This window comes from Streptomyces sp. SAI-127 (genome assembly GCF_029894425.1).
Lineage (GTDB): Bacteria > Actinomycetota > Actinomycetes > Streptomycetales > Streptomycetaceae > Streptomyces.
On the sequence record NZ_JARXYJ010000001.1, the window covers coordinates 6,624,577 to 6,650,562 of the forward strand.

Sequence of the window (25,986 nt, forward strand, 5' to 3'; positions counted from 1 at the left end):
CCGTCGCCGGGTGGGCGGGATGCCTGGGCCGAGCGGTGGGAGCGGTACCGGATCCGAGCGCTCGCCGAGTCTCCTGAGCGTCCCCGACGGCGGACGCCCTGCCGGGAGCGGGATCGCCGACGGCACCCTCGCCGTCGTCGCTTTGGACCTGCCGGTCGGTCATGTCGGTCTGGTGGGGCCTGGGTGCCGTCCCCTGAGAGGGGTGCTTCCAGCGGCGCTGTCGTCATGCGCCGCCGCTCCGTGTCGACCGCGGCGGAGCCGCCGGGGTCGCCGTGTGGTGTACGCACCGAACTGACTCGCGGGACAGTCCCCGGACCTCCGCCTCCGCGGCGAACCGTACGGCGTTCCTCCGGAGTCCAGGGTGCTGCGCGGGGACCTGCGTGAAGCGGTCCGCCTGATCCGGGTGACCGGGGCGCTGTCGGTGCCGGGCGGTACCGTCGGATCATGTCCAATCAGGCGGGGGCCTCCACGGGTGAACGACGACTGGCCGTACTCGAAGGCGTGCTCGAACGCATCACGTACGCGAACGAGGACAACGGTTACACGGTCGCCCGCGTCGACACCGGCAGGGGCGGCGGCGACCTCCTCACCGTCGTCGGCGCGCTGCTCGGTGCCCAGGTGGGGGAGTCCCTGCGGATGGAGGGCCGCTGGGGCTCCCATCCGCAGTACGGCAAGCAGTTCACCGTTGAGAACTACACGACCGTCCTGCCGGCCACCGTCCAGGGCATCCGCCGCTATCTGGGCTCCGGGCTGGTCAAGGGCATCGGCCCCGTCTTCGCCGACCGCATCACCCAGCACTTCGGCATGGACACCCTGCAGGTCATCGAGGAGGAGCCGAAGCGGCTCATCGAGGTCCCCGGGCTCGGCCCCAAGCGCACCAAGAAGATCGCCGACGCCTGGGAGGAGCAGAAGGCGATCAAGGAGGTCATGCTCTTCCTCCAGAGCGTCGAGGTGTCCACCTCCGTCGCCGTGCGCATCTACAAGAAGTACGGCGACGCCTCGATCTCGGTCGTGAAGAACCAGCCCTACCGGCTCGCCTCCGACGTCTGGGGAATCGGCTTCCTCACCGCCGACAAGATCGCCCAGTCCGTCGGCATCCCCCACGACAGCCCGGAGCGCGTCAAGGCTGGCCTGCAGTACGCCCTTTCGCAGTCCGCCGACCAGGGGCACTGCTACCTCCCCGAGGAACAGCTGATCGCCGACGCGGTGAAACTCCTCCAGGTCGACACCGGCCTGGTCATCGAGTGCCTCGCCGAACTCGCCCTGCCCGACGAGGACTCCGGCGACCCGGGTGTCGTACGGGAGAAGGTGCCCGGCTCGGAGCCGGGATCCGAGCCCGTCACCGCCATCTACCTCGTCCCCTTCCACCGCGCCGAACTCTCCCTCTCCGCCCAGCTGTTGCGGCTCCTGCGTACCGACCAGGACCGTATGCCGGCCTTCCACGACGTGGCCTGGGACAAGGCGCTGGGCTGGCTGAAGTCCCGTACCGGAGTGGAGCTCGCGCCCGAGCAGGAGGCGGCCGTGAGGCTCGCGCTGACCAAGAAGGTCGCCGTCCTCACCGGCGGCCCGGGCTGCGGCAAGTCCTTCACCGTCCGCTCGATCGTGGAGCTGGCCCGCGCCAAGAAGGCCAAGGTCGTCCTCGCCGCCCCGACCGGCCGGGCCGCCAAGCGCCTCGCCGAACTCACCGGTGCCGACGCCTCCACCGTCCACCGCCTGCTGGAGCTGAAGCCCGGCGGCGACGCGGCCTACGACAAGGACCGCCCGCTCGACGCCGACCTGGTGGTGGTCGACGAGGCCTCCATGCTGGACCTGCTGCTCGCCAACAAGCTGGTGAAGGCCGTTCCTCCGGGCGCGCACCTGCTGTTCGTCGGGGACGTCGACCAACTGCCCAGCGTCGGCGCGGGGGAGGTCCTGCGGGATCTGCTCGCCGACGGCGGCCCGGTCCCCGCCGTGCGCCTCACGCGCGTGTTCCGGCAGGCCCAGCAGTCCGGTGTCGTGACCAACGCCCACCGCATCAACGCCGGGCAGCACCCCGTCACCGACGGCATGAAGGACTTCTTCCTCTTCGTCGAGGACGACACAGAGGAGGTCGGCCGGCTCACGGTGGATGTGGCAGCCCGTCGGATTCCGGCCAAATTCGGCCTCGACCCGCGCCGGGACGTCCAGGTGCTCGCGCCCATGCACCGAGGTCCCGCGGGCGCAGGCACTCTCAACGGTCTGCTTCAGCAGGCCATCACCCCGGCCCGTCCCGACCTCGCGGAGAAGCGGTTCGGCGGCCGGGTCTTCCGGGTCGGCGACAAGGTCACCCAGATTCGCAACAATTACGAGAAGGGCACCAACGGTGTCTTCAACGGCACCGTGGGCGTGGTCACCTCGCTCGACCCGGTCGACCAGCGCCTCACCGTGCTGACGGACGAGGACGAGGAGGTGCCGTACGAGTTCGACGAACTGGACGAACTGGCCCACGCGTACGCGGTGACCATCCACCGTTCACAGGGCAGCGAGTATCCCGCCGTGGTGATCCCGGTCACCACCAGCGCCTGGATGATGCTTCAGCGGAATTTGCTGTACACGGCGGTCACGCGGGCGAAGAAGCTGGTCGTCCTCGTCGGTTCGCGCAAGGCGATCGGTCAGGCGGTGCGCACGGTCTCGGCGGGGCGGCGCTGCACGGCGCTCGACTTCCGGCTCTCGGGCCTGTGAAGAGCGTCAATGGCGAGGCTTCACAAAAAATGATCGATCAAATGAGTCACGTGGGTCACAGAGCCCTTCCGGAAGCGGGTGGGGACGGGCAGGATGAACAAGTTGGCGGCACTCAGTGCCGCCGATACGCCCAACGGCCGACCCCGAGTGCACTCTCCTGCGCCAAATGGGGGATGGTAGAGACAGTCAGGGCAACCTCGAAGAAGAGGCACAACGTCGGTGAGGGATGACGTGAGCGACAACTCTGTAGTAGTGCGGTACGGCGATGGCGAGTACACCTACCCGGTGATCGACAGCACCGTCGGCGACAAGGGCTTCGACATCGGAAAGCTCCGCGCCCAGACCGGTCTGGTCACCCTGGACAGCGGCTACGGCAACACCGCCGCCTATAAATCCGCCATCACCTACCTCGACGGCGAGGCCGGGATCCTCCGGTACCGCGGCTATCCGATCGAGCAGCTGGCCGAGCGCTCCACGTTCCTGGAGGTCGCCTACCTCCTGATCAATGGTGAGCTTCCGTCCGTCGACGAGCTCTCGGTGTTCAAGAACGACATCACGCAGCACACCCTGCTGCACGAGGACGTCAAGAACTTCTACCGTGGCTTCCCGCGCGACGCCCACCCGATGGCCATGCTGTCGTCGGTCGTCTCCGCGCTGTCCACGTTCTACCAGGACAGCCACAACCCCTTCGACGAGAAGCAGCGCAACCTCTCGACGATCCGGCTCCTTGCCAAGCTTCCGACGATCGCGGCGTACGCGTACAAGAAGTCGATCGGTCACCCGTTCGTCTACCCGCGCAACGACCTCGGTTACGTCGAGAACTTCCTGCGCATGACCTTCTCGGTCCCGGCGCAGGAGTACGAGCCCGACCCGGTCGTGGTCTCCGCCCTCGACAAGCTGCTCATCCTGCACGCCGACCACGAGCAGAACTGCTCGACCTCCACGGTCCGCCTCGTCGGCTCGTCCCAGGCGAACATGTTCGCGTCGATCTCCGCCGGCATCAACGCCCTGTGGGGCCCGCTGCACGGCGGTGCCAACCAGTCCGTCCTGGAGATGCTCGAGGGCATCCAGGCCAGCGGCGGCGATGTCGACTCCTTCATCCGCAAGGTGAAGAACAAGGAGGACGGCGTCCGGCTGATGGGCTTCGGCCACCGGGTCTACAAGAACTTCGACCCGCGCGCGAAGATCATCAAGGCCGCCGCGCACGACGTCCTCTCGGCCCTCGGCAAGTCCGACGAGCTGCTGGACATCGCGCTCAAGCTGGAGGAGCACGCGCTCTCCGACGACTACTTCGTCTCGCGCAGCCTCTACCCGAACGTCGACTTCTACACCGGCCTGATCTACCGCGCCATGGGCTTCCCGACCGAGATGTTCACGGTCCTGTTCGCCCTCGGCCGCCTTCCGGGCTGGATCGCCCAGTGGCACGAGATGATCAAGGAGCCCGGCTCCCGCATCGGCCGCCCGCGCCAGATCTACACGGGCGTGGTCGAGCGCGACTTCATCCCGGTGGAAGAGCGCTGACACCTGCCGGTGAGCTTTTGAGGGGCGTCGCTTCGGCGGCGCCCCTTCGTCGTCCGCGGCGCCCACGCCGTCGTAGCCGATGAAAAGCGGAAGGCGCCCTGGCGCCGGTCCCCCCACGGGCCGGCGTCCAGGGCGCCTTCCCATGTCCCGGTGCGGATTCCCCCCACGGGATCCGGCCGGGCGTCTGAGAGACCAGCGCCTGAATCGCTGTCTTTCCGGTACTGCTGGTACTGCTGTTGAGCAGAACGAGCAAAACTCCTCGTACTACTCGTGTGTGCGGTCTGCCGGGACAACGCACGGTCGGGAGGGCCGCTCAAAGCTTCCCTTAGTGCGTGCCCCGGCAACGCAGCTCCGAGGAAGTCCCCCAAGACATCCTCAGATGCCAGTCAACGCCCCCCAAGACGCTGCCTGACATCGCCAACTTAGACCTTTGAACCCCTTCGATGGTTACGTTCACATCACTGTGATCTGCGTCTCTTGCAAATGTCCGTTAGATGCGCAAGAGCCCGGATACGGCGAACGAGACCCAAGCGTAAGGACGATGCGCGAGTCTTGTGAAGAGCTTATGTGAGCCTGGCCCCGGACTCCAGAGGGGTCCGTCAAAGGAATCCTCAACGGAAGGCACGCAACCGCAGGCTGTTGGTCACCACGAACACCGAGGAGAACGCCATCGCCGCCCCGGCGATCATCGGGTTCAGCAGCCCGGCGGCGGCCAGCGGCAGCGCCGCCACGTTGTAGCCGAAGGCCCACACCAGATTGCCCTTGATCGTGGAGAGCGTGCGCCGCGAGAGCCGGATCGCGTCCGCGGCCACCCGCAGATCCCCGCGCACCAGCGTCAGATCCCCCGCCTCGATCGCCGCGTCGGTCCCGGTCCCCATGGCGAGCCCCAGGTCGGCGGCGGCGAGCGCGGCCGCGTCGTTGACCCCGTCACCGACCATCGCGACGACCCGGCCCTCGCCCTGAAGCCGCCGTACGGCATCGACCTTGTCCTCGGGCAGCACCTCGGCGATCACCTCGTCGATTCCGACCGCCCTGGCCACCGCCTCGGCCACCACCCGGTTGTCCCCGGTCAGCAGCACCGGCGTGAGCCCCAGCGCCCGCAGTGACCGCACCGCCTCCGCGCTGGTCTCCTTGACCGCGTCCGCGACGGCCAGGACACCCTGCGCCACACCGTCCCATCCCACGACGACAGCCGTACGACCGTCCCGCTCGGCCCCTTCCTTCGCACGGGCCAGTTCGGCGGGCAGCACGTCGATCAGCCGCCCCACGACCACCTCGTGGCCCTCCACGCGCCCGCGTACGCCCTTCCCGGGGACGTTCTCGAACCCTTCGGCCTCGGGCAGCGGTCCGACCCTCCCCCACTCTCGGCTTCGCTCGAGCGGGGGGACCCCCATCTCGGCGCCCACGGCGATCGCCCGGGCGACCGGGTGCTCGGAGGCGTGCTCCAGGGCGCCCGCGAGCCGCAGCACCTGCTTCTCGTCGGCGTCCTGGACCACGTAGACCTCCTGGAGGGTCATCCGGCCGGTGGTCACCGTGCCGGTCTTGTCCAGGACGACGGTGTCCACGCGCCGTGTGGACTCCAGGACCTCGGGGCCCTTGATGAGGATGCCGAGCTGGGCGCCGCGCCCGGTGCCGACCATGAGCGCGGTCGGTGTGGCCAGGCCCAGCGCGCACGGGCAGGCGATGATCAGCACGGCGACGGCGGCCGTGAACGCGGCGACGGTGTCCCCGGTGGCGCCGAGCCACCCGCCGAAGGTGCCCACCGCGATGAGGATGACGGCCGGCACGAAGACCGCGGACACCCGGTCGGCCAGCCGCTGCACCTCCGCCTTGCCGTTCTGCGCCTCCTCCACCAGCTTCGCCATCCGCGCGAGCTGTGTGTCCGCCCCGATGCGCGTGGCCGCTACGACGATCCGCCCGCCGGCGTTGACGGTCGCGCCGGTGACGACGTCCCCGACGCCGACGTCCACCGGTACCGACTCACCGGTCAGCATGGAGGCGTCCACGGCGGAGATGCCTTCGACGACGGTGCCGTCGGTCGCGATCTTCTCGCCGGGGCGTACGACGAACCGGTCCCCGACGCCCAGCCGCTCCGCCGGAATCCGCACCTCCCGCCCGTCCCGCAGGACGGAGACGTCCTTGGCCCCGAGCTCCATCAGAGCCCTGAGAGCCGCCCCGGATCGGCGCTTGGCACGCGCCTCCAGATACCGGCCGAGCAGGATGAAGGCGGTGACTCCGGCGGCCACCTCGAGATAGATCGTCGAGGCGCCGTCCATGCCGCCGGCGGTGAACTCGAACCGCTCCCGCATGCCCGGCATGCCGGCGTCACCGAAGAACAGGGCCCACAGCGACCAGCCGAACGCGGCAAGGGTCCCGACCGAGACGAGGGTGTCCATGGTGGCCGCGGCGTGCCTGATGTTCGTCCAGGCGGCCCGGTGGAAGGGCCACGCACCCCAGACGACCACGGGCGAGGCGAGGGTCAGCGCGAGCCACTGCCAGTTGTCGAACTGGAGGGCCGGGACCATGGAGAGCGCGACGACAGGCACGGCGAGCGCTACCGAGACGAGGAGCCGCTGCCGGAGGGCGGTGAGCTCGGGGTCGTCCTGAGACGGCTCTTCCGCGGGTGGTGCGGGCTCCTCGGCCGTGTACCCGGTCTTCACCACGGTCGCGACGAGATCGGCGACTTCGACCCCCGCGGGGTAGCTGACCCGGGCCTTCTCCGTCGCGTAGTTGACCGTGGCGGTGACGCCGTCCATCCGGTTGAGCTTCTTCTCGACCCGGGCGGCGCACGAGGCACAGGTCATCCCGCCGATGAGCAGCTCGACCTCGGAGGTCGGCGCTATGGGCGCGGGTTCGGTGGTGCTGGGCATGTACGGCAACTCCCTCAGGGGCGCGGGGCCGCATCGGTGTGCGGCTCCGCACCCCCTGTCACGACGTCCTCAGGCCCGCCCGACAAGCTCGAATCCGGCCTCGTCCACAGCGGCGCGTACCGCCTCCTCGTCCAGCGGCGCGGAGGAGACGACCGTCACCTCCCCGCTGGAGGCGACCGCCTTCACCGAGCTGACCCCGTCGATGTCGGAGATCTCCCCGGAGACGGCGCCCTCGCAGTGTCCGCAGCTCATCCCGCTCACCTTGTAGACGGCGGTGACGGAGTCAGCGGTGTCGGTCTGAGTGGTCATGTCGTTCTCCTGATGACTCATGAGAGGTGTGCACTGTCTATGGTGCACAACTCTATACCCCTAGGGGGTATTTCTCCAAGAGAGGTCCCGAGGGGAGCGAGTACCCCGCGCAGAGATGCTGGTGCCGGTGCTCGGTCAAGCGGGCTACGGAGTCGTCGTGGGGCCGGGCCTGCCGAGCCGGTCGCCGACCAGCGGGTCGAGGTAGCGGGTCAGCGCGGTCTTCACCTCCCGGATGTACGCGTCGCGCTCGGCGCCCTGGTGGGCGAGGACCAGCTCCAGGCCCGCCATGTAGATGCCGAGCACCATCTGCGCGGTGCGCTTGATGTCGGCGACGGGCGCCTCGGGGAGGATCGAGGAGAGCAGCCCTTCGACCCGGCTCACGAGGGTCACATGCAGCGCGTCGTGCTCCTCGGTGAGCCGGCCGGGGATGTCGGGGCCGTGCATCAGCGCGAAGAACACCGGGTGTTGGCAGTTGAAGGCGATGAACCGGTCCACGGCGGCGCCGACCGCCTCCTCCAGCGGGGTCGCCGGGTCGACCGGGGCGAGCGCCTCGCCGTACGCCGTCTGCATCTCGTGCACGAGCCGGCCGCCCAGCTCGATCGCGATCGCTTCCTTGTTCGGGAAGAACTGGTAGAGCGTGCCGGGCGAGACGCCGGCCTCGCGGGCGATGGCGTTGGTGCTGGCCGCGGTGTAGCCCGTGGTCGTGAAGACGGTGGCCGCCGCGTCCAGGAGCTGGGCGATCCGGCGTTCGCCGCGCGCCTGGCGGCGGCGCGGCTGTTCCTTCTCGTCGTTGTCGGGCACGCGTTATCCCCAGCTCTCCGCAGACGGTTGACAAACACGAGCGGTCGCTCGCATTCTGGAAACGCGAGCGATCTCTCGTGTTTTTCATTCTACGGTTTCCACGGTGAAGGGGACACCGCACCATGACCGAAGTCAACAGCCCACCTCGGGTCGGCCGATGGACCCGCCTCGTCACCGCCCGTCCCAGGTTGTCGCTGCTCGCGGCCCTGGTGCTCACGCTCCTCGCCGTGCTGGCCGGCAGCGGTGTCGCCGACCGTCTGGGCGCGGGCGGCTGGGAGGATCCGGACGCGGAGTCGACGTACGCCACCAAGGCATTGGAGCGCGAGTTCCCGGATTCCCAGCCCAACCTCCTGCTGCTCGTCGACGCGGGCGACGCCTCGGTGGACGACCCGGCGGTGGCCGCGGAGGCCAAGCGCCTCACCGCCCGCCTGGCCGCCGAGAAGGACATCACCGGGGTCGGTTCCTACTGGTCCGCCTCATCACCGGCCCTGCGCGCCGAGGACGGCCATGAGGCGCTGATCGCGGCCCGCATCACCGGCGACGAGAAACAGATGGGGAAGACGCTCGACCGCGTCGCCCCTTCCCTCCGGGGGACGCACGGCCCGGTGAAGGTCGAGATCGGCGGCATCGTCGCGGTGCGGCACGAGATGCAGACGATCATCCAGGAGGACCTCACCCGGGCCGAGATGATCGCCCTGCCGATCACGCTCCTGCTGCTGGTGATGGTCTTCGGCAGCGCGATCGCCGCCCTGCTCCCGCTCGGCATCGGCATCGTCGCGATCCTCGGGACGAACGCCGTGCTGCGCGGCCTGACCGAGTTCACCGACGTCTCCGTCTTCGCGATGAACCTCACCACGGCCCTCGGACTGGGCCTGGCCATCGACTACGCGCTGTTCATCGTCCGCCGCTTCCGCGAGGAACTGGCCACCGGTGCCGACCCGTTGCCGGCCATCGGGACCACCCTGCGCACAGCGGGCCGCACCGTCCTCTTCTCCGCCCTCACGGTCGCGGTGTCCCTGGCGGCGATGCTGCTCTTCCCGCAGTACTTCCTACGGTCCTTCGCCTACGCCGGGATGGCCGTCGTCCTGCTGGCCGCGGCAGCCGCCCTGATCCTCCTCCCGGCCGCCCTGATCCTGCTGGGCCACCGCGTCAACTCCCTGGACCTGCGCCGGCTGTTCCGGCGCGGAGCACCGAAGAAGACCGAAGCACAGGACAGCGGCACCGCCTGGGCGCGCACGGCGACCCTCGTCATGCGCCGCGCCCCCTTCTTCGCCCTGGGCACCACCGCCGTCCTGGTCCTGCTCGGACTGCCCTTCCTGGGGGTGAAGTTCGGCACCGCCGACGACCGCCAACTGCCCGCGTCCGCCGAGTCCCATGTGGTGCAGCAGCACCTCAGGGACGGCTTCCCCGGCAGCCCCGGCGGCGGCCTGGAAGTCCTCGCCGAGGGCCGGGCGACCCCGGCGCAGTACGTCTCCTACAAGGAGCGGATCGCCGCCCTCCCCGAGGTCCTGCGCGTCGACGGCCCGCTGGTGAAGGGAGACTCGGCGTACTTCACGGTCCAGCCCAAGGGCGAGGCCGTGGACGACCGGGCACAGCGCCTGGTCGGTGAACTGCGCTCCACGAAGGCCCCCTTCGACACCAAGGTCACCGGCACGGCGGCCGTCCTGGTCGACTCCAAGCACGCGATAGGCGACCGCCTGCCATGGGCAGCAATCTTCATCACGATCGTCACCCTGCTGCTGGTGTTCCTGTTGACGGGCAGCGTCCTGATCCCGATCCAGGCCGTCCTTCTCAACGCCCTCAGCCTGACGGCGATGTTCGGTGCGGTGGTCTGGGTCTTCCAGGACGGACATCTCTCCGGCCTCCTCGGCTTCACCAGCCCGGGCTCCATAGAGACAACGCTCCCGGTCCTGATGTTCTGCGTCGCCTTCGGCCTCTCCATGGACTACGGCGTCTTCCTCCTTTCCCGCATCACGGAGGAGTACGACAGGACGGGCGACCACGAGGAGGCGGTCCGCCACGGCCTGCAGCGCACGGGAGGCCTGATCACGGCGGCCGCGGTCATCCTCGCCGTGGTGATGGTGGCGATAGGCACGTCGAGGGTGACCAACACGAAGATGCTGGGCCTGGGCATCGCGCTGGCGGTGCTGATGGACGCGATGATCGTCCGCAGTCTGCTGGTACCGGCGGTGATGAGGCTGACGGGCCGCGCAACCTGGTGGGCACCGGCTCCTTTGAGGCGCTTCCATGAACGGTTCGGGCTGAGCGAAGGGGAAGCCGAACGCCCCAGTGGCGCGGAGGATCGACACGCGGCTCCGCCGCGGGGCGCGACCGGCCACGATGTACCGGCACAGGAAAACGGCGAGGGGATGGCAGATGCGAGCGGTGATCTTCGAACGATACGGCGAACGTCCGGAGGTACGTGACGTCCCCGACCCCCACCCGTCGGACCACGGCGTAGTCGTCCGAGTGGAAGCCACAGGCCTCTGCAGAAGCGACTGGCACGGCTGGCAGGGGCACGACCCGGACATCACCCTCCCTCACGTACCGGGCCATGAACTCGCCGGCGTCGTGGAAGCGGTCGGCTCTCGCGTGAGCGCCTGGCACCCGGGCGACCGGGTGACCGTCCCCTTCGTCTGCGCCTGCGGCACCTGCGCGTCCTGCGCCAACGGCGACCACCAGATCTGCGAGCACCAGACACAGCCCGGCTTCACCCACTGGGGCTCCTTCGCCCAGTACGTGGCGCTGGACCACGCGGATGTGAACCTCGTGGCCGTGCCGCAGGACATGTCCTTCACCACGGCCGCGTCCCTGGGCTGCCGTTTCGCCACGGCGTTCAGGGCGGTCGTGCAGCAGGGCGGGGTCACCGCGGGGGAGTGGGTCGCGGTTCACGGCTGCGGCGGCGTGGGCCTGTCCGCGGTGATGATCGCGGCGGCTTCGGGAGCCCGGGTGGTGGCGGTGGACGTGTCTCCCCAGGCCCTGGCCCTGGCCAGGAAGTTCGGCGCGGCGGAGTGCGTGGACGCGACCGGCACGAAGGACTCCGCGGCGGCGATCCGTGACCTGACCGGCGGCGGGGCCCAGCTGTCCCTGGACGCCCTCGGCTCACCCGCCACCTGCGCGGCCTCCGTCAACTCCCTGCGCCGCCGCGGCCGGCACATCCAGGTCGGCCTGCTGCCCTCGCCGGACGGCACGACCCCGGTCCCCATGGCCCGCGCGATCGCCCTCGAGCTCGAACTCCTCGGCAGTCACGGCATGGCCGCCCACACCTACCCGCCGATGCTGGAACTGGTCCGGGCGGGCGTGCTGCGACCGGATCTGCTGGTCACGTCCACGATCACCCTGGACGCGGTCCCGGACGCCCTGGCGGCGATGGGCACCGCCCCCGGAGCGGGGGTGACGGTCATCGAGCCCTGGAGCTGAGAGCGGCCCACTCGCGGTCGAGGATGCCCATGATCACCCAGTCCACCCACTCGCCGTCCCGCAGATCGGCCTCCCGCCGCACACCTTCGACCACGAATCCGGCCTTCTCGTAGACCCGCAGGGCACGGGCGTTGTAGCCGTAGGCCTCCAACTCGATCCGGTGCAGGCCGAGTTGCTCGAATCCGTAGCCGACGATGAGGCGGGTGGCCTCGGTGCCGAGGCCCCGGCCGCGTCCCCGGGGGCCGATGAGGGTACGGAAGGTGCAGCTGCGGGCCTGGCTGTCCGTCTCGTACAGGACGACCTCGCCGACGAGTTCGCCGGTGGCGCGGTCGGTGACGGCGAGGTCGAGACGGTCGGGCTGCTCGGACCGGGTGCCGTACCAGGACCGCAGCCGCTCCAGGGTGAATTCGCCGGAGGGAGCACCGGTGAAGCGGACGACCTCGGGGTCCTCGATGATCTCCGCCATGACCTCGGCATCCACCTCCGTGAACGGCCGCAGCACGGTCCTGTCGCCGGTCAGCACGGGTTTGACGGAGAAGTCGCTCATGGGCCGACTGTGCCAGACGCCGGCTCCTCATGGCCCGGGATTTTCGGTGCGTGGGCGGCGATGCGGCGCGGCTTCTCGCAGGTCTCCTCGAGCTTGTCACTGGGCCCGTCGGTGCCGGAGGTGAGATCGACGCCCGCCTGCAGCCCACGAGGGCGGGACTCGGCCAGGTCCGGCCCGGTGCCCGCGGTCGTGTCACCGGGCGAGCCGACCCTCAGTCCTCTCTCCGCCCCCGGTTGCCCGGCCGGGACTCGACCCATGCGCGCACGGTGTCCGCGTACCAGAAGGGCTTGCCGCCCTCGACGTGATCGGGTGGCGGCAGCAGCCCGTGCTTGCGGTACGACCGCACGGTGTCCGGCTGCACACGGATGTGCGCCGCGATCTCCTTGTACGACCAGAGCCTTCGGTCGGTCATGTGGTGCACCTCCCCGCGCGCACCGCGGCGGCGGCCGGGAAAGGCCGTCGGGGGTACCGGGCGCTGCGCTGGCGATCACAAAGCCTGTGTCCGGTGAACGACCAGCGGTGACTGTCGGGCAGGGGCTGTGTGCCTGATGTGACGAGGCGCCCGCGTACGCGAGACATGTGTGACACGGAGGAGGAGTTTGTGACAGAGGTGACGCAAAGGCGCACGCGGGCGCGAGGGCGCGGCGCGTTGACAAAGGGGCCGTCTCAGGCCCTTGCGGCCGTGCTGCCGAGGAATTCCTCCAACTCGCGTGCGGAGTCGGGCGCGAGCCGGTAGACGCCCTGGAGGCTGACGGCGCTGCGCAGTTCGCCGTCCACGACATGCTTGATCTGGCGCTCGCCCCGTCTCGAACGGTAGGTGAGACGCGCGAGCAGGTCCGGCGGTACGGGTCTGCCGAAGCCGAGCGGGACACCGGGCCCGCCCAGGAGGACCTCGCTCGCGCAACTCCCCTCCAGCATCCCCCAGCGGTTGAGGTGGGCCTGCCGCTCGACGCTCAACTCCTCGCCCACACGGTCGTAGTCGACCAGCCGCTCGACCTCCATGGTCCCGAGCACCCACATCTGCTTCTGGAAGACCCGTATCGGCAGGATCCGGTCGCCGGGCCGGACCCCGGCCCGCGCGAAGCTCGGCATCGAGGTGTGCGGGCCTCCGAAGAGCACGGTCAGCGGCTCGCCCTCGAAGCCTCCGGCGCCGAGTGCCCTGCAGAGGTCGTTGGTCCACAGGGTGGTGTACGTGTCAGCCATGCCCCGAACGCTAACCGCCGCCACTGACAACGCACTTCGCCTGAGCGGGCCGGGCCCTCTGCGCAGGGCCCGGCCCACCGGCTCCCCCCGGCCGTCCCCCCGGATCAACCGGCTGGACGCGCACAGCGTGCAGTCGGGTGGTCCCGTCGGTCTTGGAGAAATCCGCACTTCGCCAGGAAGGATCGGATGCACTAGCCGCACCGGATCCACCAGCGGCACCGGGTCCACCAGCCGCACCCGATCCATCGGCCGCACCGGATCCACCAGCCGCACCCGATCCATCAGCGCACGGGATGCGACGGGCCGTCCCGGTCGCGCCGGAGGTACGGGGGCACCAAGTCACCGGAAGTGCCGGAGTGCCCGGGCCCCCCCGTGCCCCGACTCATCAGCGCACGGGATGCGACCGGCCGTCCCGGTCGCGCCGGAGGTACCGGGCGCACCGAGTCACCGGAAGTGCCGGAGTGCCCGGCGTACCCCGTGCCCCGATCCATCAGCGCACCGAGTCACCGGAAGTGCCCGGTGCATCCCGTGTATCCCGTGTATCCCCTGCACCCCGGGCCCGCCGGATGTACCGGTGCACCGGGGGTTACCGGATGTGCCGGGCGCCACGGGCCCACCGGAGTTACCGGATGTGCCGGGCCCCTTGGCCCACCGGAGTTACCGGAAGTGCCCGGGTGCCCCGGAGCCACCGGAAGTCCCAGCCATCCCAGCGGTCCCAGACGTCCCGCCCGCAAGGATCAAGCTCGTCGCCTCACCATCCATCCGGTCCCCGGGCGGCGCGGCAGCCAAGGGCAGCCGCCGGGCCGTCGTGAACTCCCGAGGCGTGCACCCGGTCATCGCCTTGAACTCGCCGCTCAGATGCGCCTGGTCGTAGAACCCGCAGGCCGCCGCGGTCGCCGCCTGTCCATGCCCCGCGGCGAGCAGCCGCCGGGCCCGCTGCAACCGCAGGACTCTCGCCGCCGCCTTGGGCCCCAGCCCGATCTGCTCCCGGAACCGGTTCTCCAGATGCCGCACACTCCAGCCCACCTCCTCGGCGAGCCGCCGCACCGGCATGGCACCGCCCGTCCGCACGAGCTCCGACCAGGCCCGCACCACCCGGTCCGAACAGGGCGTACCGGCGTCCCACCACCGCGCGAACACGTCGTCCAGCAACCGGAAGCGCTCCTCCCAGGAGGGCAACACCGCCAGCGCGGCGGCGAGTTCACCGACCCGCCGGTCCAGGGTGTGCGGAAGCGCGTCGGGGTCGACGACCCTGTCGGCGGTCTCGTACTGCGGGGTCCCGAACAGCGTGAACGCGGCCCAGGGTGTGAGCATCACCTCGATGCCGGACAGCCGGCCGCCGTGTTCACCGACGGCGGGTGTGGTGGTGGGCCCGCAGAAGACGGAGACGAGTGTCTCCGGAGCCCGTCCCGCGCGCGTGATGCGCACGGGCTGCTCGAACCCCAACAGCAGCGTGGCGGCCCCGACGGGTGTTTCGAGGCGCCGTCGCGGCCGGTCCATCGCCAGCCGGATCCCGCGATAGCTCAACACCCCGGGCCGCAGCCGAGGATGAGGCGCCGCGAGGGCGAACTCCCAGAACCCACCGGACCCACGCCCGGTACGGACCAACACCATCCCCCCAGCTTCACAGCCGACGGGCCACAGCAACACCCTCCGGGGGCACCATGGACTGCGCGACCGGCGACGGGCGACCAGCGGCGACCCGCCCGCGGCCGAAGACTACGCCCCGCAGGACCGCAAAAACGCCCTGGTCCGCTGGGCGATCGGCAGCGGCCGATCCGGCTCACACGGATACATGTCCTGCTCGACGATCGCGAACAGATCGACATCCAGCCGTCCCGCCGCCTCCAGCACAGGCCCGAGCGCCGGCACACCCGAAGGCGGCTCACACATCACACCCTGTGCCACCGCGGGCCCGAACGGCGTCCCCTTGGCCCGTACGTCCGCGAGGATCTCCGGATCCACCTGCTTGAGGTGCAGATACCCGATCCGCGACCCGTACGTCTCGATCAGCTTGACGCTGTCGCCGCCGCAGTACGCGTAGTGCCCGGTGTCCAGACACAGCGACACCAGGGAGGAGTCCGTCCCGTCGAGGAACCGGACGACGTTCTCCTCGCTGTCGATGTGGGTGTCCGCATGCGGGTGGACGACGATCTGCAGGCCGTACTCCTCCCGCACCCGCTGCCCCAGCCGCTCGGTCAGCGAGGTCAGGTTCCGCCACTGCTCGGGCGTCAGCGAGGACGACTCCAGCACCTCACCCGTCTTGTCGTCCCGCCAGAACGACGGAATCACGACAAGGTGCCTGGCACCCATCGCCTGCGCCAGCACCGCGTTGTCCGCGACATGCGCCCAGGTCTTCTCCCACACGGCCTCGCCGTGGTGCAGGCCGGTGAAGACGGTGCCCGCGGACACCTTCAGGCCACGCCGGGAGACCTCCTCGGTGAGGACCGTGGGGTCGGTCGGGAGGTACCCGTACGGCCCCAGCTCGATCCACTCGTAACCGGAGTCCGCGACCTCGTCGAGGAAGCGTTGCCAGGGGACCTGCTGGGGGTCGTCGGGGAACCACACGCCCCAGGAGTCGGGAGCCGAGCCGATCCGGATGCGGGACAGTGAGGGCTGAGGTGCGGGCGCTGTCATGCCGGCCAGCTTCGGTTCGGACAGCAAGCGCTGTCAAGGTCTCGTCCGAATGTCTGGACAAAACATTGACAGGGCTCGGCGTCCGGGGCTACAAACGCCGGGAGAGCCGACGCAGGTACGAAGGGAAGCCGATGGCGTACGACCTGATCACCATGGGGCGGATCGGTGTGGACCTGTATCCACTCCAGACCGGTGTCCCGCTGCCGCAGGTGACGTCCTTCGGCAAGTTCCTCGGCGGATCGGCGACCAACGTCGCGGTCGCCGCGTCCCGCCTGGGACGGCGGACCGCGGTGATCACCCGCACCGGCGACGACCCCTTCGGCACCTATCTGCACGAGGCCCTCCAGGGTTTCGGCGTGGACGACCGCTGGGTCACCCCGGTCCAGGGCTTGCCGACCCCCGTCACCTTCTGCGAGATCTTCCCGCCGGACGACTTCCCGCTGTACTTCTACCGCCGGCCCAAGGCCCCCGACCTGGAGATCGACGCCCACGAGCTGGACCTCGACGCGATCCGCGAGGCGAGCATCTTCTGGGTCACCGGCACCGGCCTCAGCGAGGAGCCCAGCCGTACGGCGACACTGGCGGCCCTCGCCCACCGCGCGAAGGCGGGCACCACCGTCTTCGACCTGGACTGGCGCCCGATGTTCTGGAAGGACCCGGCGGAGGCCCGCCCCTTCTACGAAGAGGCCCTGCGCCACACCACCGTCGCCGTCGGAAACCTCGACGAGGTCGAGGTCGCCACCGGCGTACGCGAGCCGCACGCCGCCGCCCGCGCCCTCCTGGACGCCGGTGTCGAACTGGCGGTCGTCAAGCAGGGCCCCAAGGGCGTCCTCGCCGTCAACAGCAGCGGCGAGTCCGCCGAGGTCCCGCCCCTGCCCGTGAACGTCCTCAACGGCCTCGGCGCCGGTGACGCCTTCGGCGGCTCCCTCTGCCACGGCCTGCTCAGCGGCTGGAACCTGGAGAAGATCATGCGGCACGCCAACGCGGCCGGGGCCATCGTCGCCTCCCGTCTGGAGTGCAGCTCGGCGATGCCGACGCCCGACGAGATCGACAGCGCAATCGCGGCGGGAGCGGTCAAGTGAGGGTCGACATCGCGGAACTCGTCCGCCTGCGTGCCGAACACCCCGAAGCGATCGCCGAGGCGGCCGCCCGCCGCCCCCGCAGGCCGCTGCTCAACGACAACGGCCGCCTGATGATCGTCGCCGCCGACCACCCCGCCCGGGGCGCGCTCGGCGTCGGCGGCAACCGGATGGCCATGGCCAACCGCGGCGACCTGCTCGAGCGCCTGTGCCTGGCGCTGTCCCGCCCCGGCGTCGACGGCGTCCTCGCCACCGCCGACATCCTGGACGACCTGCTGCTGCTCGGCGCCCTGGACGGCAAGGTCGTCCTGGGCTCCATGAACCGCGGCGGCCTCCAGGGCGCGAGCTTCGAGCTCGACGACCGCTTCACCGGCCACCGCCCCGAGGACATCCAGCGCCTCGGCTTCGACGCCGGCAAACTGCTCCTGCGCATCGACTACGACGACCCGGGCTCCCTCACCACGATGGAGTCCACGGCCCGCGCCATCGACGACATGGCGGCTCGCAAGCTCCCCGTGTTCGTCGAGCCGTTCATCAGCGGCCGCACCACCGAGGGCAAGGTCAGGAACGACCTCTCCGCCGAGGCCGTCAGCAAGTCGATCGCCATCGCCTCGGGCCTGGGCGGCAGTTCTGCCTACACCTGGCTCAAGGTCCCGGTCACCGACAACCCCGACGACATGGGCGAGGTCATGGCGACCTCCACACTCCCCGCCGTGCTGCTCGGCGGCGAGGTCGGAGACGACCAGGACGGCGCGTACGAGAAGTGGCGCGGCGCCCTCCAACTCCCCACCGTGCGCGGACTGGTGGTCGGCCGTTCGCTGCTGTATCCGGCGGACGGCGACGTGGCCGCCGCCGTGGACACCGCCGTAGGACTGCTGTGAGGGCCGCCGCATGACACAGAACGAGCTGTACGTCCCCAAGGGCGGCTCCGCCAACGCCCAGTACACGCTGGACATCGACCCCAAGCGGGCGGGCTGGACCCACAGCAGCCTGCGGATCGTCGAGCTGGCACCCGGCGGCACCCACACCTTCACCTCCGGTGACAGCGAGTGGATCGTGCTTCCGCTGGAGGGCGCCTGTACCGTCCACACCGATAACGAAGAGTTCCAACTCCTGGGCCGGGAAAGCGTGTTCGCCGGAGTCTCGGACTTCGCGTACGTGCCCCGTGACGCCCAGGCATTGATCGCCTCCGGCGCGGGAGGCCGCTTCGCCCTGGCAGGAGCGAAGTGCGAGCGACGACTCCCCGCCCGCTACGGCCCCGCGCCGGAGGTCCCCGTCGAAGAACGCGGCAGTGGCAGCCAGTTGCGGCACGTCCGCAACTTCGCCTCCGCCGACGCCTTCGACTGCGACAAGCTCATCGCCGTCGAGGTGGTCACTCCCGGCGGCAACTGGTCCTCGTATCCGCCGCACAAGCACGACGAGCACCGGGCCGGCGTGGAAGCGGAGCTGGAGGAGATCTACTACTTCGAGATCGACGGCCCGAACGGTTTCGGCTATCAGCGCGTATCTCCCTCCCGTGAGGGCGGATCCGACGTCCTCGCCGAGGTCCGCTCCGGCGACGCCGTCCTCGTCCCCGACGGATGGCACGGCCCGTCCATCGCCCAGCCCGGCCACGACATGTACTACCTGAACGTCATGGCGGGGCCGGGTGAGACGCGGGAGTGGCGGATCTGCTTCCACCCGGACCATACGGAGGGTTACCGATGACCACCCGCCTGACCGTCGCACAAGCGCTGGTCCGCTTCCTCGCCGCCCAGTACACCGAACGCGACGGCGTACGGCAGCGGTCGATCTCCGCGACCTGGGGCATCTTCGGCCACGGCAATGTCGCGGGCCTCGGCCAGGCGCTCGTCGAGTACGCCGACGACATGCCCTACCACCAGGGCCGCAACGAGCAGTCCATGGTGCACGCGGCCGTGGGCTACGCGCGTCAGTCGAACCGCCTCTCCACCCACGCGGTGACGACGTCCATCGGCCCGGGCGCCACCAACCTGGTGACGGGCGCGGCCCTCGCGACCATCAACCACCTGCCGGTTCTGCTCCTGCCCGGTGACACCTTCGCCACCCGGGTCGCCGACCCGGTCCTCCAGCAGCTCGAAGTGCCGTACGCGGGCGACATCAGCGTCAACGACTGTCTGCGGCCCGTGTCGAAGTACTTCGACCGCGTCACGCGTGCGGAAGCCCTGATCCCGGCCGCCCTCCAGGCCATGCGGGTCCTCACCGACCCCGTCGAGACCGGCGCCGTGACCCTCGCCCTCCCGCAGGACGTCCAGGCCGAGGCCCACGACTGGCCGGACGAGTTCTTCGCCGAGCGCACCTGGGTCGTACGACGACCGGGTGCCGACCCGACCGAACTCACCGAAGCGGTTCAGACGATCCGCACCGCCCGGCGCCCGCTCGTCATCGCCGGCGGCGGAGTCCACCACAGCCGCGCCGAGGAGGCCCTCGCCGAGTTCGCGGGCACCACCGGCATCCCGGTCGCCTCCACCCAGGCCGGCAAGGGCTCCCTGCGCCACGACCACCCCCAGGACGTCGGCGGCGTCGGCCACACCGGCACCGCCACCGCCAACGAACTGGCCCGCCAGGCCGACCTGGTGATAGGCGTCGGCACCCGCTACACGGACTTCACCACGGCCTCCGGCACCCTGTTCGCCGCCGACGGTGTCCGCTTCCTCAACCTCAACATCGCGCCCTACGACGGCCACAAGCTCGCCGGCGCGCCCCTGGTCGCGGACGCCCGCAGCGGCCTGACGGAGCTCACCGACGCACTCCGGCTGCACGCCCACCAGGTGACGGACGCGTACGTCGACGAGTACACGCTCGACAAGGAGCGCTGGGAGCAGCGCGTCGACGCCTGCTTCGAGGCCGACGAGCCCGACATCAGGCCGACCCAGCCGCAGGTCCTCGGCGCCCTGGACGCCCTGGTGGACGAGTCGGACGTCGTCATCAACGCGGCCGGCTCCCTCCCCGGCGACCTGCACAAACTGTGGCGCGCCCGGTCGAGGGACCAGTACCACCTGGAGTACGGCTACTCCTGCATGGGCTACGAGATCCCGGCCGCGATCGGTGTGAAGATGGCCGCGCCCGACCGCAACGTCTGGGCGCTGGTCGGCGACGGAACGTACCTGATGATGCCGACGGAGATCGTCACGGCCGTGCAGGAGGGCATAGCGATCAAGCTGCTCCTGATCCAGAACCACGGCTACGCCTCCATCGGCGGCCTGTCCGAGACGGTCGGCGGCGAGCGGTTCGGCACGGCCTACCGCTACCAGTCCGACGACGGCACCTACACGGGCGCCCCGCTGCCCGTGGACCTGGCCGCCAACGTGGCCAGCCTCGGTATGCGCGTGCTGCGCGCGAAGACCGTACGAGACCTCCGCGCCGCCCTCGAAGAGGCGCGGGCCGCCGACACTCCCACATGTGTCTACGTCGAGACCGAAACGGCAGACACAGTGTCGGGCGCGCCTCCGGCGCAGGCCTGGTGGGATGTACCTGTGGCCGAAACCGCGACCCGACCGTCTGCGGTGAAGGCCCGAGAGCTGTACGAACGGCACGTCTCTACCCGACGCCGCCATCTGTGAAGGAGTACTCGGTCATGACGAAGATCGTCAACCACTGGATCGGCGGCAAGACCGTCGAAGGCGCGTCGGGGAACTACGGGCCGGTCACCGACCCGGCGACCGGCGCGGTCACCACCAAGGTCGCGTTCGCGTCGGTCGACGAGGTCGACGCCGCGGTCGCCGCCGCCAAGGACGCGTTCGCGACCTGGGGCACCTCCTCGCTCGCCAAGCGCACCACCATCCTGTTCCGCTTCCGGGCGCTGCTCGAGGCGAACCGGGACGCGATCGCCGAGCTGATCACCGCCGAGCACGGCAAGGTGCACAGCGACGCCCTCGGTGAGGTCGCGCGCGGCCTGGAGATCGTGGACCTGGCGTGCGGGATCACCGTGCAGCTCAAGGGCGAGCTGTCGACCGAGGTCGCCAGCCGCGTCGATGTCGCCTCCATCCGCCAGCCGCTCGGTGTCGTCGCGGGCATCACGCCGTTCAACTTCCCGGCGATGGTCCCGATGTGGATGTTCCCGATCGCCATCGCGACCGGCAACACCTTCGTCCTCAAGCCGTCCGAGAAGGACCCGTCGGCCTCCCTCAAGATCGCCGAGCTGCTGGCCGAGGCCGGTCTGCCCGACGGTGTCTTCAACGTCGTGCACGGCGACAAGGTGGCCGTCGACCGCCTCCTGGAGCACCCGGACGTCAAGGCCGTCTCCTTCGTCGGCTCGACCCCGATCGCCCGCTACATCCACACCACCGCCTCCGCGAACGGCAAGCGGGTCCAGGCCCTGGGCGGCGCCAAGAACCACATGCTGGTCCTGCCGGACGCCGACCTGGACGCGGCCGCCGACGCCGCCGTCTCCGCCGCCTACGGCTCCGCGGGCGAGCGCTGCATGGCCATCTCCGCGGTCGTCGCGGTCGGCGCCATCGGCGACCAGCTGGTCGACAAGATCCGCGAACGCGCCGAGAAGATCAAGATCGGCCCCGGCAACGACCCGGCCTCCGAGATGGGCCCGCTCATCACCAAGGTGCACCGCGACAAGGTGGCGTCCTACGTCACGGGCGCGGCGGCCGAGGGCTGCGAGGTCGTCCTGGACGGCTCCGGCTACACGGTCGAGGGCTTCGAGGACGGCCACTGGATCGGCATCTCGCTCCTCGACAAGGTCCCGACCACGGCGAAGGCCTACCAGGACGAGATCTTCGGCCCGGTGCTGACCGTGCTGCGCGTCGACACCTACGACGAGGGCATCGCCCTCATCAACGCCTCGCCGTTCGGCAACGGCACCGCGATCTTCACCCGGGACGGCGGCGCCGCCCGCCGCTTCCAGCTGGAGGTCGAGGCCGGCATGGTCGGCGTGAACGTCCCGATCCCGGTCCCCGTCGGCTACCACTCCTTCGGTGGCTGGAAGGACTCGCTCTTCGGCGACCACCACATCTACGGCAACGACGGCACGCACTTCTACACCCGCGGCAAGGTCGTCACCACCCGCTGGCCCGACCCGGCCGACGCCCCGGCGGGCGTCGACCTGGGCTTCCCGCGCAACCACTGAGCACCTACGGCGCCCCGACCCTCCGCCGGAGAGTCGGGGCGCCGTCGTGTCACCGGCCGTCGGCCGTACCGCGAACGCGGTACACGAGAGCGCCGCCGTACCCCCACGGGATGGCCCCGGTTCACTCCCTGGTCGACGACTCACCGGCCTTTTCACCCCGTACCGTTGACACATGGATCTTCGACTGCCGCCGCTGCGTGACCTACGTCGGCGGCCACGACGGCTCGCCGCCGCCGTGGCCGCCGTCGTCGTGCTCGCCGGTGCCGGGACATGGACGGCCGTGGCCGACGACAAGCCGGCCCCGGTGCACCGGGAGGACCAGATCATGGCCCTCGACGGCGTGCGCATAGACACCTCGTACTTCACCTCGTCCGACGCGGGACGCCGGCCCGCCGTACTGCTCGCGCACGGCTTCGGCGGCAGCAAGGACGACGTGCGCGAGCAGGCCGAGAACCTGGCCAGGGACGGGTACGCGGTACTGACCTGGTCCGCGCGAAGCTTCGGCAAATCCACCGGGAAGATCGGACTGAACGACCCGAAGGGTGAGGTCCAGGACGTCAGGAAGCTGATCGACTGGCTCGCCCGGCAGCCGCAGGTCCAGCTCGACAAGCCCGGCGACCCCCGCGTCGGCGTCGCGGGCGCCTCGTACGGCGGCGCGATCTCCCTGCTCGCCGCCGGCTACGACGACCGCGTGGACGCCATCGCCCCGGCGATCACCTACTGGAACCTCAGCGACGCCCTCTTCCCGAACGGCGTGTTCAAGAAGCTCTGGGCGGGCATCTTCGTCAACTCCGGCGGCGGCTGCGCGAAGTTCGAGCCGCAGCTGTGCCAGATGTACGAGCGGGTCGCCGAGTCCGGCACCCCGGACGCGCAGGCCGAGAAGCTGTTGGACGAGCGCTCGCCGTCGGCCGTCGGCGACCGCATCAAGGTGCCCACCCTGCTGTTGCAGGGCCAGACCGACTCCCTCTTCCCGCTCGGCCAGGCCGACGCCGCGGCGAAGGCGATCCGCGCCAACGGCGCCCCCGTCGACGTCGACTGGATCGCGGGCGGGCACGACGGCGGCGACATGGAGACCGGCCGGGTCCAGGCCCGGGTCGCCTCCTGGTTCGACCGCTACCTCAAGGACGACAAGGGCGCCGACACCGGCCCCGCCTTCCGCGTCACCCGCACCCTCGGCACCGACACCGGCGACGGCGAGACCCGGCTGACCGGCGTGGCCGCCGACACCTACCCCGGCCTGGAGGGCGACCCGCGCCCGATCGCCCTCGCCGGACGCGAGCAGTCCTTCGAGAACCCGGCCGGCTCCAGCCCGCCCGCCGTCTCCGCCCTGCCCGGCATCGGCGGCGCCGCCGGCCTCGCCCAGCTCTCCACGCTCGGCGTCGGGATCTCCCTCGACTTCCCCGGCCAGTACGCCGCCTTCGAGTCGGCCCCCGTCAAGGACGACCTGCAGATCACCGGGTCCCCGACGGTCACCGTCCACGTGAAGTCGACGAGCGACGACGCGGTCCTGTTCGCCAAGGTGTACGACGTCGGCCCCGGCCGCGGACAGCAGGTGCTGCCCTCCCAGCTGGTCGAGCCCCTCCGCGTCGAGGGCGCCAAGGCCGGCAAGGACGTCACCCTCACCCTCCCGGCGATCGACCACGAGGTGCAGGACGGCCACCGGCTGCGCCTGGTCCTCGCCTCCACCGACCTCGGCTACGCCTCACCGGCCGCCCCGGCCACGTACACGGTCTCCCTCAAGGGCGACCTGAAGGTGCCGACCACCCTCGCCGACAGCGACGCGGCCGCGCCGCTGCCCTCGTGGGTGTGGTGGCTGCCCCTGGCCGGCGCGGTGACCGCGCTCGCCCTCCTCCTGACGGCGAGGCGCCGCACCACGGCCCCCGCCCCCGACCCGGGCCTGGCCGAAGTCCCCCTGCAGATAAGGGACCTGAGCAAGCGGTACGCCAAGTCCGCAGACCGGTACGCGGTCCGCGACCTGTCCTTCCGGGTCGAGAAGGGCCAGGTCCTCGGCCTGCTCGGCCCGAACGGCGCGGGCAAGACGACCACCCTGCGCATGCTGATGGGCCTGATCACACCGGACGGCGGCGAGATCCGCGTCTTCGGCCACGCCATCGCGCCCGGCGCCCCCGTGCTGTCCCGCGTCGGCGCCTTCGTCGAGGGCGCGGGCTTCCTGCCGCACCTGTCCGGCCGGGAGAACCTGGAGCTGTACTGGCGGGCCACCGGCCGCCCGCCGCAGGACGCCCACCTGGACGAGGCCCTGGAGATCGCCGGCCTCGGTGCCGCCCTGGAGCGCGCGGTCCGCACCTACTCGCAGGGCATGCGCCAGCGCCTCGCCATCGCCCAGGCCATGCTCGGCCTGCCCGACCTGCTGATACTGGACGAGCCGACCAACGGACTCGACCCGCCGCAGATCCGCGAGATGCGCGAGGTGATGATCCGCTACGCGGCGGCCGGCCGCACGGTGATCGTCTCCAGCCACATGCTGTCCGAGGTCGAACAGTCCTGCACCCACCTGGTGGTGATGGACCACGGGCAGCTCGTCCAGGCGGGCCCGGTCGGCGAGATCATCGGCTCCGGCGACACCCTGCTGGTCGGCACGGCCGGCCCGGTCGACGAACCCCTCGTCGAGAAGGTCGCCGCGCTGCCCGGCGTGGCCTCGGCGGTCCGCACCGACGGCGGACTGGTGGTCCGCCTCGACGCCGACGGCAGCGCCCGGCACCTGGTCGCCGAACTCGTCCGGCTGGAGGTCCCCGTGGAGGCGGTCGGCCCCCACCGCCGCCTCGAAGACGCCTTCCTCACCCTGATCGGAGACTCCGCATGAGCAGCACGCTGATCGACAGCGCGGAGGTCGCCGACGGTTACCGCGCCGGCCGCACGCTGCCCCTGAGGGTGGAACTGGTCCGGCAGCTGAAGCGCCGCCGCACGATGGTCATGGCCGGGATCCTGTTCGCTCTGCCGTTCGTGCTGCTCATCGCCTTCCAGGTGGGCGGCGGGCCGGGCGGCGACAACAACCGGGTGAACCTGATGGACACGGCCACCCTGTCCGGCGCCAACTTCGCCGCGGTGAACCTGTTCGCCTCGGCGGGCTTCCTCCTGGTCGTCCCCGTCGCCCTGTTCTGCGGGGACACGGTCGCCTCCGAGGCCGGCTGGTCCTCCCTGCGCTACCTGCTGGCGGCGCCCGTGCCCCGGGCCCGGCTGCTGTGGTCCAAGCTGGTCGTCGGACTCGGGCTCAGCCTGGCCGCGATGCTGCTCCTGCCGCTCGTCGCGCTCGCCGTCGGCACGGCGGCCTACGGCTGGGGCCCGCTGGAGCTGCCCACCGGCGGTGAGCTGGCCGCCGGCACCGCGGCGCAGCGCCTCATGGTCACGGTGGCGTACATCTTCGTGTCCCAACTGGTCACCGCGGCCCTGGCGTTCTGGCTGTCCACCAGGACGGACGCCCCGCTGGGCGCGGTCGGCGGCGCGGTCGGCCTGACCATCGTCGGCAACGTGCTCGACCAGGTGACGGCGCTCGGCGACTGGCGGGACTTCCTGCCCTCGCACTGGCAGTACGCCTGGCTCGACGCCGTCCGACCGCAACTGGAGTGGTCCGACATGATCCAGGGCACGGCCCTGTCGATAACGTACGCCCTCGTGCTGTTCGCGCTGGCCTTCCGCGGTTTCGCCCGCAAGGACGTGGTGTCGTAGGTCACCGGAGGATCACCCACCGGTCTCGAAGGCCGTGGTCCGTGCCCTGTTCGAGATCCATCCGCAACCCCCCGTAGCGCACGTTCCGGCCCCCCGGCCCGTCACAGTCACAGACAC

General features: G+C 70.5%; 19 protein-coding genes. 11 read left to right on the plus strand and 8 right to left on the minus strand.

Annotated features, from left to right (window positions below; all coding sequences use genetic code 11):
• The first annotated feature begins 444 nt into the window (after positions 1–444).
• Together M2157_RS30590 and M2157_RS30595 are read left to right on the plus strand one after the other, a co-directional pair.
• On the plus strand, positions 445–2,700 hold the full coding sequence (locus M2157_RS30590) for an ATP-dependent RecD-like DNA helicase (RefSeq protein ID WP_280866797.1): 2,256 nt from the start codon (positions 445–447) through the stop codon (positions 2,698–2,700).
• 231 nt (positions 2,701–2,931) lie between these two features.
• Positions 2,932–4,221, plus strand: a complete 1,290-nt coding sequence (locus tag M2157_RS30595; RefSeq protein WP_266527917.1) for a citrate synthase — start codon at positions 2,932–2,934, stop codon at positions 4,219–4,221.
• A gap of 611 nt (positions 4,222–4,832) precedes the next feature.
• On the opposite strand, the gene M2157_RS30600 is transcribed toward M2157_RS30595, so the two are convergent.
• The 3 genes from M2157_RS30600 to M2157_RS30610 form a co-directional block, all read right to left on the minus strand.
• On the minus strand, positions 4,833–7,091 hold the full coding sequence (locus tag M2157_RS30600; protein WP_280866798.1) for a heavy metal translocating P-type ATPase: 2,259 nt from the start codon (positions 7,089–7,091) through the stop codon (positions 4,833–4,835).
• A gap of 69 nt (positions 7,092–7,160) precedes the next feature.
• Positions 7,161–7,400: a heavy-metal-associated domain-containing protein gene (locus tag M2157_RS30605; RefSeq protein WP_280857748.1), complete on the minus strand. Its 240-nt coding sequence runs from the start codon at positions 7,398–7,400 to the stop codon at positions 7,161–7,163.
• Positions 7,401–7,544: 144 nt separating this feature from the next.
• Positions 7,545–8,201, minus strand: a complete 657-nt coding sequence (locus M2157_RS30610; protein ID WP_280857747.1) for a TetR/AcrR family transcriptional regulator — start codon at positions 8,199–8,201, stop codon at positions 7,545–7,547.
• A 122-nt stretch (positions 8,202–8,323) separates the two neighbouring features.
• Between M2157_RS30610 and M2157_RS30615 the strand changes: the two genes are divergently transcribed.
• Complete coding sequence (locus M2157_RS30615) at positions 8,324–10,627, plus strand: MMPL family transporter (RefSeq protein WP_280866800.1); 2,304 nt, start codon at positions 8,324–8,326, stop codon at positions 10,625–10,627.
• Complete coding sequence (locus tag M2157_RS30620) at positions 10,578–11,621, plus strand: zinc-dependent alcohol dehydrogenase family protein (RefSeq protein WP_280866801.1); 1,044 nt, start codon at positions 10,578–10,580, stop codon at positions 11,619–11,621. The genes M2157_RS30615 and M2157_RS30620 overlap by 50 nt, the downstream gene beginning before the upstream one ends.
• On the opposite strand, the gene M2157_RS30625 is transcribed toward M2157_RS30620, so the two are convergent.
• From M2157_RS30625 to M2157_RS30645, 5 genes are all read right to left on the minus strand, one after another.
• Positions 11,602–12,168 (minus strand): GNAT family protein, encoded by a 567-nt coding sequence (locus M2157_RS30625; protein ID WP_280857744.1) that lies wholly within the window; start codon positions 12,166–12,168, stop codon positions 11,602–11,604. The two genes, M2157_RS30620 and M2157_RS30625, sit on opposite strands and share 20 nt — an antisense overlap.
• A 211-nt stretch (positions 12,169–12,379) precedes the next feature.
• Positions 12,380–12,580: a MerR family transcriptional regulator gene (locus tag M2157_RS30630; RefSeq protein WP_280857743.1), complete on the minus strand. Its 201-nt coding sequence runs from the start codon at positions 12,578–12,580 to the stop codon at positions 12,380–12,382.
• Positions 12,581–12,834: 254 nt separating this feature from the next.
• The gene (locus M2157_RS30635; protein ID WP_280866802.1) at positions 12,835–13,371 is read right to left on the minus strand and encodes a hypothetical protein; all 537 of its coding nucleotides are present in this window, start codon (positions 13,369–13,371) and stop codon (positions 12,835–12,837) included.
• A 657-nt stretch (positions 13,372–14,028) separates the two neighbouring features.
• Positions 14,029–14,985: a helix-turn-helix domain-containing protein gene (locus M2157_RS30640; RefSeq protein WP_280866803.1), complete on the minus strand. Its 957-nt coding sequence runs from the start codon at positions 14,983–14,985 to the stop codon at positions 14,029–14,031.
• 105 nt (positions 14,986–15,090) lie between these two features.
• Complete coding sequence (locus M2157_RS30645; RefSeq protein ID WP_266527891.1) at positions 15,091–16,008, minus strand: sugar phosphate isomerase/epimerase; 918 nt, start codon at positions 16,006–16,008, stop codon at positions 15,091–15,093.
• 131 nt (positions 16,009–16,139) lie between these two features.
• Between M2157_RS30645 and iolC the strand changes: the two genes are divergently transcribed.
• From iolC to M2157_RS30680, 7 genes are all read left to right on the plus strand, one after another.
• Positions 16,140–17,090: a 5-dehydro-2-deoxygluconokinase gene (gene iolC / locus M2157_RS30650; RefSeq protein ID WP_280857741.1), complete on the plus strand. Its 951-nt coding sequence runs from the start codon at positions 16,140–16,142 to the stop codon at positions 17,088–17,090.
• Positions 17,087–17,968: a deoxyribose-phosphate aldolase gene (locus tag M2157_RS30655; RefSeq protein WP_280857740.1), complete on the plus strand. Its 882-nt coding sequence runs from the start codon at positions 17,087–17,089 to the stop codon at positions 17,966–17,968. Before iolC ends, M2157_RS30655 begins: the two co-directional genes overlap by 4 nt.
• Positions 17,969–17,978: 10 nt before the next feature.
• Entirely contained in the window at positions 17,979–18,794 is an 816-nt protein-coding gene (gene iolB, locus M2157_RS30660; RefSeq protein ID WP_280866804.1) for a 5-deoxy-glucuronate isomerase, read from the plus strand.
• Entirely contained in the window at positions 18,791–20,668 is a 1,878-nt protein-coding gene (gene iolD / locus M2157_RS30665) for a 3D-(3,5/4)-trihydroxycyclohexane-1,2-dione acylhydrolase (decyclizing) (protein ID WP_280866805.1), read from the plus strand. Before iolB ends, iolD begins: the two co-directional genes overlap by 4 nt.
• A 14-nt stretch (positions 20,669–20,682) precedes the next feature.
• Positions 20,683–22,185, plus strand: coding sequence for a CoA-acylating methylmalonate-semialdehyde dehydrogenase (gene mmsA, locus M2157_RS30670; RefSeq protein ID WP_280857738.1), 1,503 nt, complete (start codon positions 20,683–20,685; stop codon positions 22,183–22,185).
• Positions 22,186–22,357: 172 nt separating this feature from the next.
• Positions 22,358–25,006 carry an alpha/beta fold hydrolase gene (locus tag M2157_RS30675; RefSeq protein WP_280866806.1) on the plus strand — a complete coding sequence of 883 codons (2,649 nt, stop codon included), beginning with the start codon at positions 22,358–22,360 and terminating at the stop codon, positions 25,004–25,006.
• On the plus strand, positions 25,003–25,869 hold the full coding sequence (locus M2157_RS30680) for an ABC transporter permease (RefSeq protein WP_280857736.1): 867 nt from the start codon (positions 25,003–25,005) through the stop codon (positions 25,867–25,869). The genes M2157_RS30675 and M2157_RS30680 overlap by 4 nt, the downstream gene beginning before the upstream one ends.
• Positions 25,870–25,986: the final 117 nt, after the last annotated feature.

Bases quoted from the DNA above. Each gene is read 5' to 3' on its own strand.
- iolC (WP_280857741.1), top strand. From the start codon at position 16,140: ATGGCGTACGACCTGATCACCATGGGGCGGATCGGTGTGGACCTGTAT.
- M2157_RS30605 (WP_280857748.1), bottom strand. From the start codon at position 7,400: ATGACCACTCAGACCGACACCGCTGACTCCGTCACCGCCGTCTACAAG.
- mmsA (WP_280857738.1), top strand. From the start codon at position 20,683: ATGACGAAGATCGTCAACCACTGGATCGGCGGCAAGACCGTCGAAGGC.
- M2157_RS30600 (WP_280866798.1), bottom strand. From the start codon at position 7,091: ATGCCCAGCACCACCGAACCCGCGCCCATAGCGCCGACCTCCGAGGTC.
- M2157_RS30590 (WP_280866797.1), top strand. From the start codon at position 445: ATGTCCAATCAGGCGGGGGCCTCCACGGGTGAACGACGACTGGCCGTA.
- M2157_RS30675 (WP_280866806.1), top strand. From the start codon at position 22,358: ATGGATCTTCGACTGCCGCCGCTGCGTGACCTACGTCGGCGGCCACGA.
- M2157_RS30620 (WP_280866801.1), top strand. From the start codon at position 10,578: ATGCGAGCGGTGATCTTCGAACGATACGGCGAACGTCCGGAGGTACGT.
- M2157_RS30645 (WP_266527891.1), bottom strand. From the start codon at position 16,008: ATGACAGCGCCCGCACCTCAGCCCTCACTGTCCCGCATCCGGATCGGC.
- iolD (WP_280866805.1), top strand. From the start codon at position 18,791: ATGACCACCCGCCTGACCGTCGCACAAGCGCTGGTCCGCTTCCTCGCC.
- M2157_RS30640 (WP_280866803.1), bottom strand. From the start codon at position 14,985: ATGGTGTTGGTCCGTACCGGGCGTGGGTCCGGTGGGTTCTGGGAGTTC.
- M2157_RS30680 (WP_280857736.1), top strand. From the start codon at position 25,003: ATGAGCAGCACGCTGATCGACAGCGCGGAGGTCGCCGACGGTTACCGC.
- M2157_RS30625 (WP_280857744.1), bottom strand. From the start codon at position 12,168: ATGAGCGACTTCTCCGTCAAACCCGTGCTGACCGGCGACAGGACCGTG.
- M2157_RS30635 (WP_280866802.1), bottom strand. From the start codon at position 13,371: ATGGCTGACACGTACACCACCCTGTGGACCAACGACCTCTGCAGGGCA.
- M2157_RS30630 (WP_280857743.1), bottom strand. From the start codon at position 12,580: ATGACCGACCGAAGGCTCTGGTCGTACAAGGAGATCGCGGCGCACATC.
- M2157_RS30615 (WP_280866800.1), top strand. From the start codon at position 8,324: ATGACCGAAGTCAACAGCCCACCTCGGGTCGGCCGATGGACCCGCCTC.
- iolB (WP_280866804.1), top strand. From the start codon at position 17,979: ATGACACAGAACGAGCTGTACGTCCCCAAGGGCGGCTCCGCCAACGCC.